The 6000-nt window shown below is 45.0% G+C and carries 6 protein-coding genes; 4 read left to right on the forward strand and 2 right to left on the reverse strand.

Annotated features, from left to right (window positions below):
• Nucleotides 1-138: 138 nt before the first annotated feature.
• Entirely contained in the window at nucleotides 139-1461 is a 1323-nt protein-coding gene (gene murA / locus VB714_RS23075; RefSeq protein WP_416309769.1) for a UDP-N-acetylglucosamine 1-carboxyvinyltransferase, read from the forward strand.
• A 6-nt stretch (nucleotides 1462-1467) separates the two neighbouring features.
• On the opposite strand, the gene mnmE is transcribed toward murA, so the two are convergent.
• Nucleotides 1468-2850 carry a tRNA uridine-5-carboxymethylaminomethyl(34) synthesis GTPase MnmE gene (mnmE, locus tag VB714_RS23080; protein ID WP_323227142.1) on the reverse strand — a complete coding sequence of 461 codons (1383 nt, stop codon included), beginning with the start codon at nucleotides 2848-2850 and terminating at the stop codon, nucleotides 1468-1470.
• A gap of 73 nt (nucleotides 2851-2923) precedes the next feature.
• Here mnmE and VB714_RS23085 point away from each other — a divergent pair, with 73 nt between their 5' ends.
• From VB714_RS23085 to VB714_RS23095, 3 genes are read left to right on the forward strand one after another with little or no spacing between them, the layout of a single operon-like run.
• A complete protein-coding gene (locus VB714_RS23085) occupies nucleotides 2924-3934 on the forward strand; it encodes a mechanosensitive ion channel family protein (RefSeq protein ID WP_323227143.1) in 1011 nt (336 codons plus the stop codon).
• Between the two features lie 9 nt (nucleotides 3935-3943).
• Nucleotides 3944-5080 carry a mechanosensitive ion channel family protein gene (locus tag VB714_RS23090; RefSeq protein WP_323227145.1) on the forward strand — a complete coding sequence of 379 codons (1137 nt, stop codon included), beginning with the start codon at nucleotides 3944-3946 and terminating at the stop codon, nucleotides 5078-5080.
• Nucleotides 5081-5100: 20 nt separating this feature from the next.
• Nucleotides 5101-5616, forward strand: a complete 516-nt coding sequence (locus VB714_RS23095) for a DUF2062 domain-containing protein (protein WP_323227146.1) — start codon at nucleotides 5101-5103, stop codon at nucleotides 5614-5616.
• A gap of 133 nt (nucleotides 5617-5749) precedes the next feature.
• On the opposite strand, the gene VB714_RS23100 is transcribed toward VB714_RS23095, so the two are convergent.
• Entirely contained in the window at nucleotides 5750-5902 is a 153-nt protein-coding gene (locus tag VB714_RS23100) for a chlorophyll a/b-binding protein (protein WP_323227147.1), read from the reverse strand.
• Nucleotides 5903-6000: the final 98 nt, after the last annotated feature.

Here is a 6000-nt window from a genome sequence, read left to right on the forward strand (position 1 = left end):
GCTAAATCGTCGCCTTCTTTCAGGAATTGCTGACAAGATGACCCATTTAAGCTGGCAATTGTCAATCTTTTTGGTAATATCAAAACAAAAAAATTGCAAAACTTCGCAAAACTTGAACTAATTGTGGAAAACAGAGCGATCGATACCTCTTTAAGCCAAACCAAAACCAAATCCTCCGGGGATGAAGTACAGGAAGCCCTTCGCATTTGGGGCAGAAGACCCCTAAGCGGGAATGTTCGCATTAGTGGCGCAAAAAACTCTGCTCTCGTCCTGATGGCAGGCGCATTACTATGTCCGGAACAGTGTCGGCTCAGAAATGTTCCTGCTCTGGCGGACATCAACAGAATGGGGCAGGTTTTAGAAGCCCTCGGGGTGAAGTTGCAACGACAGGGAGATGCCCTTGATATCGATGCCAGCAATCTCACCACCTCTAAAGCCCCCTACGAACTGGTTTCTCAGTTACGAGCCAGTTTTTTTGTCATTGGTTCTTTGGTGGCGCGGTTGGGATCTGCACGAGTGCCTTTACCTGGAGGTTGCGCGATCGGGGCGCGACCCGTGGATCTCCACGTCCGGGGCTTACAAGCATTAGGTGCGGAAGTTCGCATCGAACACGGGATCGTCTATGCCGATATCAAAGGCAGTGGCGGTAAATTAAAAGGCGCAAAAATCTATCTCGACTATCCTAGCGTAGGCGCGACAGAAACCCTGATGATGGCTGCTACCCTAGCCGAGGGGGAAACCATCATCGAGAACGCCGCCCAGGAGCCGGAGGTTGCGGATCTGGCTAACTTCTGTCGGGCAATGGGAGCGAAGATTCGCGGTGCGGGAACCAATACGATTATTATCGTGGGGGTACCGAGGCTACATACGACGGATTATTCCATCATTCCCGATCGCATTGAAACCGGAACATTTTTGGTTGCCGGGGCAATTACAGGGTCGGAAATCTCGCTCTCTCCCGTCATTCCCGAGCATTTAACCCCAGTCATTGCCAAGTTAAGGGAAATCGGGTCGGAGATTATCTTTGAAGAACCCAATCGTCTGCGAATTATACCAGGAGAACTGCGAGCAACGGATATTGCGACTCTTCCCTATCCCGGTTTTCCCACGGATATGCAGGCTCAATTTATGACCTTGTTGAGCTTGAGTGAGGGCAATAGCGTTGTCTCAGAAACCGTGTTTGAAAACCGTATGGGTCACGTACCCGAGTTGGTTCGCATGGGGGCAGATATTCGCATTAAGGGGGAAAATGCCATTATTCGCGGCGTTCCCCTGCTCTCGGGGGCTCCCATCTCGGGGACAGATTTGCGAGCCTCTGCTGCCCTAGTTTTGGCGGGTTTGGCGGCGGATGGGGAAACCCTGGTCAAAGGACTGCATCATCTCGATCGCGGTTACGAAGATTTGGAAGGGAAACTCCTCAAATTGGGTGCAAAAGTGGAACGAGTAACGGGAAATTGGTAATAAACGTTATTTACCAATACAAAAGCGACTGAAAATCCGCTCTAATACGGATTCGGTGACATCTTCTCCGGTAATTTCTCCCAGGGTGCGAATGGCATCCCGTAGGTCGATGGTCCAAAAGTCCAGGGGAAGATTCTGTTCAATCGTGTTTTGAACGCATTCTAGGGCGGTTTTAACTCGGGTTAAAGCCGCCTCTTGTCGTTGGTTGATGGCTAGATCGAGGTTCGCGGCGGTTAAATTTTCGCTTTTGATGGTTTCGAGAATGGCAGTTTCTAGGCGATCGAGTCCCCGATCGCCGATGGCGCAAGTAGGGGCAGTACGCTCGATTTCCGGGGGATAGGTGACGCGATCGGGGGGGGCGAGGTCGATTTTGTTGATAATCAGGATCAGAGGGCGATGCTTGACTAAGGCGTAAATCTCGGCCTCGGCATCGGTCCAACCCTGGCGGGCATCGAGGGTGAGAAGGACGAGATCCGCTTCTCGGGCGGCTTTTTGCGATCGCGCAACGCCGATTTTCTCGACAGTATCCTCGGTTGCGCGAATGCCCGCAGTATCTAAAACCTGCACGGGGATGCCCCCAACAATGAGATTGGATTCCACCACATCCCGCGTTGTACCGGGAAGATCCGTGACAATGGCGCGATCGCTGCGACTCCAAGCGTTGAGTAAGCTGGATTTTCCTACATTAGGCGCACCGACGATGGCGACTTTTAAGCCACTGCGAAGGAGTTGCCCGCGATCGGCTGTGGCGAGAATATGTTTAACTTCTGTTTGCACAAGTTGCAGGCGATCGCGAATTTCTGTTTCATTTAAAGGCGGTAAATCGTCCTCAAAGTCGATTCTCGCTTCTACTTCTGCGAGAATATCCAAACAATTGTGCCGCAATTGGCGAATCGGAGTCGCTAATTTTCCCTGTAACCCTGCGAGGGCAATTTGGGCAGCTTGGGGCGATCGCGCCCCCACCAGATCCGCAACGCTTTCCGCTTGAGTGAGGTCAATACGACCGTTAAAAAAGGCACGCAGGGTAAATTCTCCCGGTTGTGCTAACCTCGCCCCGCATTCAAGGCAGAGTTGCAAGACTTGCTGTACGGGAATCATGCCCCCGTGACAGTGGAATTCTACGACATCTTCGCGGGTGAAAGATCGCGGTGCCAACATGATTAACAGCAGTGCTTCGTCAATCTGTTTCCCGGTTTGCGGGTGGCAGATCCCACCGTAGAGAATGCGATGACTCTGCCATTGTTGCTTGCCTGGGGCGTAAAAAATCTCTTGGGCAATTTCTAACGCTTGTGCGCCGGATAATCTCACAATGCCAATACTACCTTGTTCGGGAACAACCGCCGTGGCGATCGCGGCGATCGTTTCTCCTTGGGTTGGTGAATCCGGCATTTCTTTTCCCCAGAATCATGTCTTTTATGGCATTATAATAACAAACTAGGAAAGTTATGAACGGCAATATTTTATGTCTGAATCAAGTACATTATTACAAAACAAATTTTTACAACCCCCTCAGCAAAGTCTTTATCGTGCGGTAATTTTTCCCTATCAAGGCAGGTTGCTAGGCATTGTTCTACTGAGTATTATCGATCTCTTCGTTCTTTACGGACCTCCGAGAACTTTTCTCAAGGGACAAAGATTTTTCTGGGATCTTCCTTTGAGTTTACTGATTTGTGCCGGTTTAATTTGGGTGGGATCGAAACTCTTCGCCCGATTTTTTGAAAATTATCTGGTCGGTTCTGTTGCCAAAAGCAATCGTAAATTAAATTCAGGACTTTTAATCGCGCTTAAATTCATAGTCAATTCAGCGATTGTTTTGGTTGTTATTATTGCCTTTGCCCAAACCCATCGAATTAATATTTTTGGCTTATTGGCTAGTTTGGGCGTTGGTGGATTAGCGGTTGCTTTTGCTGCTCAGAAAACCTTAGAACAAATTTTAGGAGGTATTGTCTTATTAGTCGATCGCCCTTTTGTTGTTGATGATTATATTGGACTTCCCGATGGTTTATTCGGACGAGTTGAATCTCTTGGCTTGCGTTCTACGAAAATCAGAACATCAGGCAAAGGCACAATTGTTATTATTCCCAATAACCGTTTAACCCAAGTTAATATTGAAAATTTTACAGAAGCACAAAAAATAATTTCTCTGCTTCACTTGGCGTTTGAACAAGTTATTCCCGAACGGGAAAAAGCACTGATCGAACAAGTTATTATAGAAAGCACTCGGGATATTCTCGGCATCGATCCTCGCAGTACGAGAGTCACTTTTAAGGATGCAGGAGAAAACGAAGAGTCTCGCAAAACAGAAGCACAAATCGCCTTTTTTATTCTCGGTTCTGGACAAGTTTCTATTGACTTTCGCCGTCAGTTACTCGATATTGCTTGTCAAAATATTAGGCGACAGTTAAATGATTATAAAGTCGTTTTTGAAATTGAAGACAAAACGATTGAAATTGAATCTCCGATCACGATTTAAACAAGTTTTATGGACATTTTAGTTATTCTACAAGATTGGTTTCAATTTGACGAAGAAACACAAAAATTTCTGCTCCAACTCGGTATTCAGTTGGGAATTTTTCTTATTTTTGTTCTTTTGTCAATCCTCGTCGGACGTTATACTCCTTCTTTTACAACTGCGATCGTGCGACGAGTTTCACCGCAGCAAGTGGCGGATATTTATCAAAACCTCATTGTTCCGATTGAAGACCTTTTAAGAATGGCAGGAACTTTTATTTTAATATCAGTCTCTGCTGAATTGTTACAAGACTACCGGGGACTTTACAATTTTTTACAGTTTTTCTTCGATTTAGCAACCATTGCCAGTATTGCCTGGCTAGTCTCTCGCCTATTTCGGCAATTTATACTGATTTATGGCATTAATATCGTCCGTCAAATTGGTTTGGAAGTCGATGAATTACTCCTGGTTGTTGAAACTATTGCTAATGCTTTCATTGGTTTTTTTGCAGTGGTTGCTTTTGCTCAAAGCCAAAATGTAAACTTATTTGGATTATTGGCAGGTTTAGGTATTGGAGGTATCGCGATCGCCTTTGCTGCTCAAAAAACCCTCGAACAATTACTAGGTACGATTGTTATTTATTTAGATCGTCCTTATTCTCCTGGAGAATACATTCGCGTCAATTTGAATATTCAAGCACCAGATGTTTTTGGACGCATTGAATCCATTGGTTTGCGATCGACAAAAATGCGTTTACCTGCAAAAAATACCTTACTGATTATTCCCAATTCTATTATGGCCAATAAGGATATTGAGAACATCAGCCGAGGTAAAAAAGTTATGGTTTTACTCTATCTGGATTTCCCAAAAATATTAGATGAACGGGAACAAGCCCTTGTCGAACAAGTCGTGAAAGACAGTACAAATACTTTATTTGGTATCGATCCTGGAAGCACAAGAATTAATGTTTTTAAACCTGAAGATAAGCAAGGAACTCGAGCGAGAGTTAGCTTTTTTATTCTCGGATCGTATCAGGATTCTCTCGATTTACGCAAGCGCTTGCTGGAAATTGCCAATGAGAAAATTTCTAAGGAGTTAGCAGAACAGAAAATTGCTTTTATAATACAAGAACCAAGCATTTATGTTGAATCTCCCGTAACCATTTAATCAGGATCGAAACAAGCACTATGGAACCCTTGAGTCCATCTTCGAGTCCATCTTCACCTCGTCAGCGTCGAAAATCTCAATCTAGGTGGAAGCGATCGCTGAGATATTATTATTTGCGCTTTTTGCGGTTGGAAGGAAATCCCAAGGCGATCGCCAGAGGTGTTTCTGTGGGAATGTTTGCCGGATTTTTCCCTTTGTTTGGATTGCAAACCATTATCGGTTTAATTCTTGCTGCCTTTTTTCGCGGTAATAAGTTAGCTGCTGCCGCCGCAACTTGGGTGAGCAACCCTTTCACTTACGTGCCAATTTATACGTTTAATTTTGCTGTGGGACGTTGGTTATTAGGGGGGAAAAATATTGCTTTAGAAACGATTGATTGGAATTCTCCCGAAATGTTAGCGGTGGGATCGGATTTTGCCTTACGTTTATTTTTTGGCTGTTTTGTAGTGGGTTTAATTGCAGCTATTTTGGGCTATTTTCTCAGTTTGGCTTTTATTGAACGCTATCGTCAAACTCGGCGATCGCAGAAGTCTTAAAACCTCCTGGATGGGATCTAAAAAAGGCGATCGCACTCTTTCTCAAAACATTAAGAAAGAGTGCGATCGCGGAGTATCTGGGAACGAGAATGACCTGCTTTTTAGACTAGGAAATCTCGAAATTAAGGGGAAACTACATCAATCCGAAAAGATGGAGAACACCTTGTCCCGTAATGAGTTCGACGGCGATCGCTGCTGCAAAACCAATCATAGCAAGGCGACCATTCAGATTCTCAGCTTTATCAGTGAAACCAAATTTAGAGGTGGAGTTTTCTTGAGCGTTCATAAGTTTCCTAGATAGAGAAAAAGATAATAATTGTGGCTTTTGTCAAGCCGAATAGATTCAATGTAACAAAAATTTACAAAAAAAGCAAGGTAACAGCA

This window comes from Spirulina sp. 06S082 (genome assembly GCF_034932145.1).
Lineage (GTDB): Bacteria > Cyanobacteriota > Cyanobacteriia > Cyanobacteriales > Spirulinaceae > CCY15215.

Bases quoted from the DNA above. Each gene is read 5' to 3' on its own strand.
- VB714_RS23090 (WP_323227145.1), top strand. From the start codon at position 3,944: ATGGACATTTTAGTTATTCTACAAGATTGGTTTCAATTTGACGAAGAA.
- mnmE (WP_323227142.1), bottom strand. From the start codon at position 2,850: ATGCCGGATTCACCAACCCAAGGAGAAACGATCGCCGCGATCGCCACG.
- VB714_RS23085 (WP_323227143.1), top strand. From the start codon at position 2,924: ATGTCTGAATCAAGTACATTATTACAAAACAAATTTTTACAACCCCCT.
- VB714_RS23095 (WP_323227146.1), top strand. From the start codon at position 5,101: ATGGAACCCTTGAGTCCATCTTCGAGTCCATCTTCACCTCGTCAGCGT.
- VB714_RS23100 (WP_323227147.1), bottom strand. From the start codon at position 5,902: ATGAACGCTCAAGAAAACTCCACCTCTAAATTTGGTTTCACTGATAAA.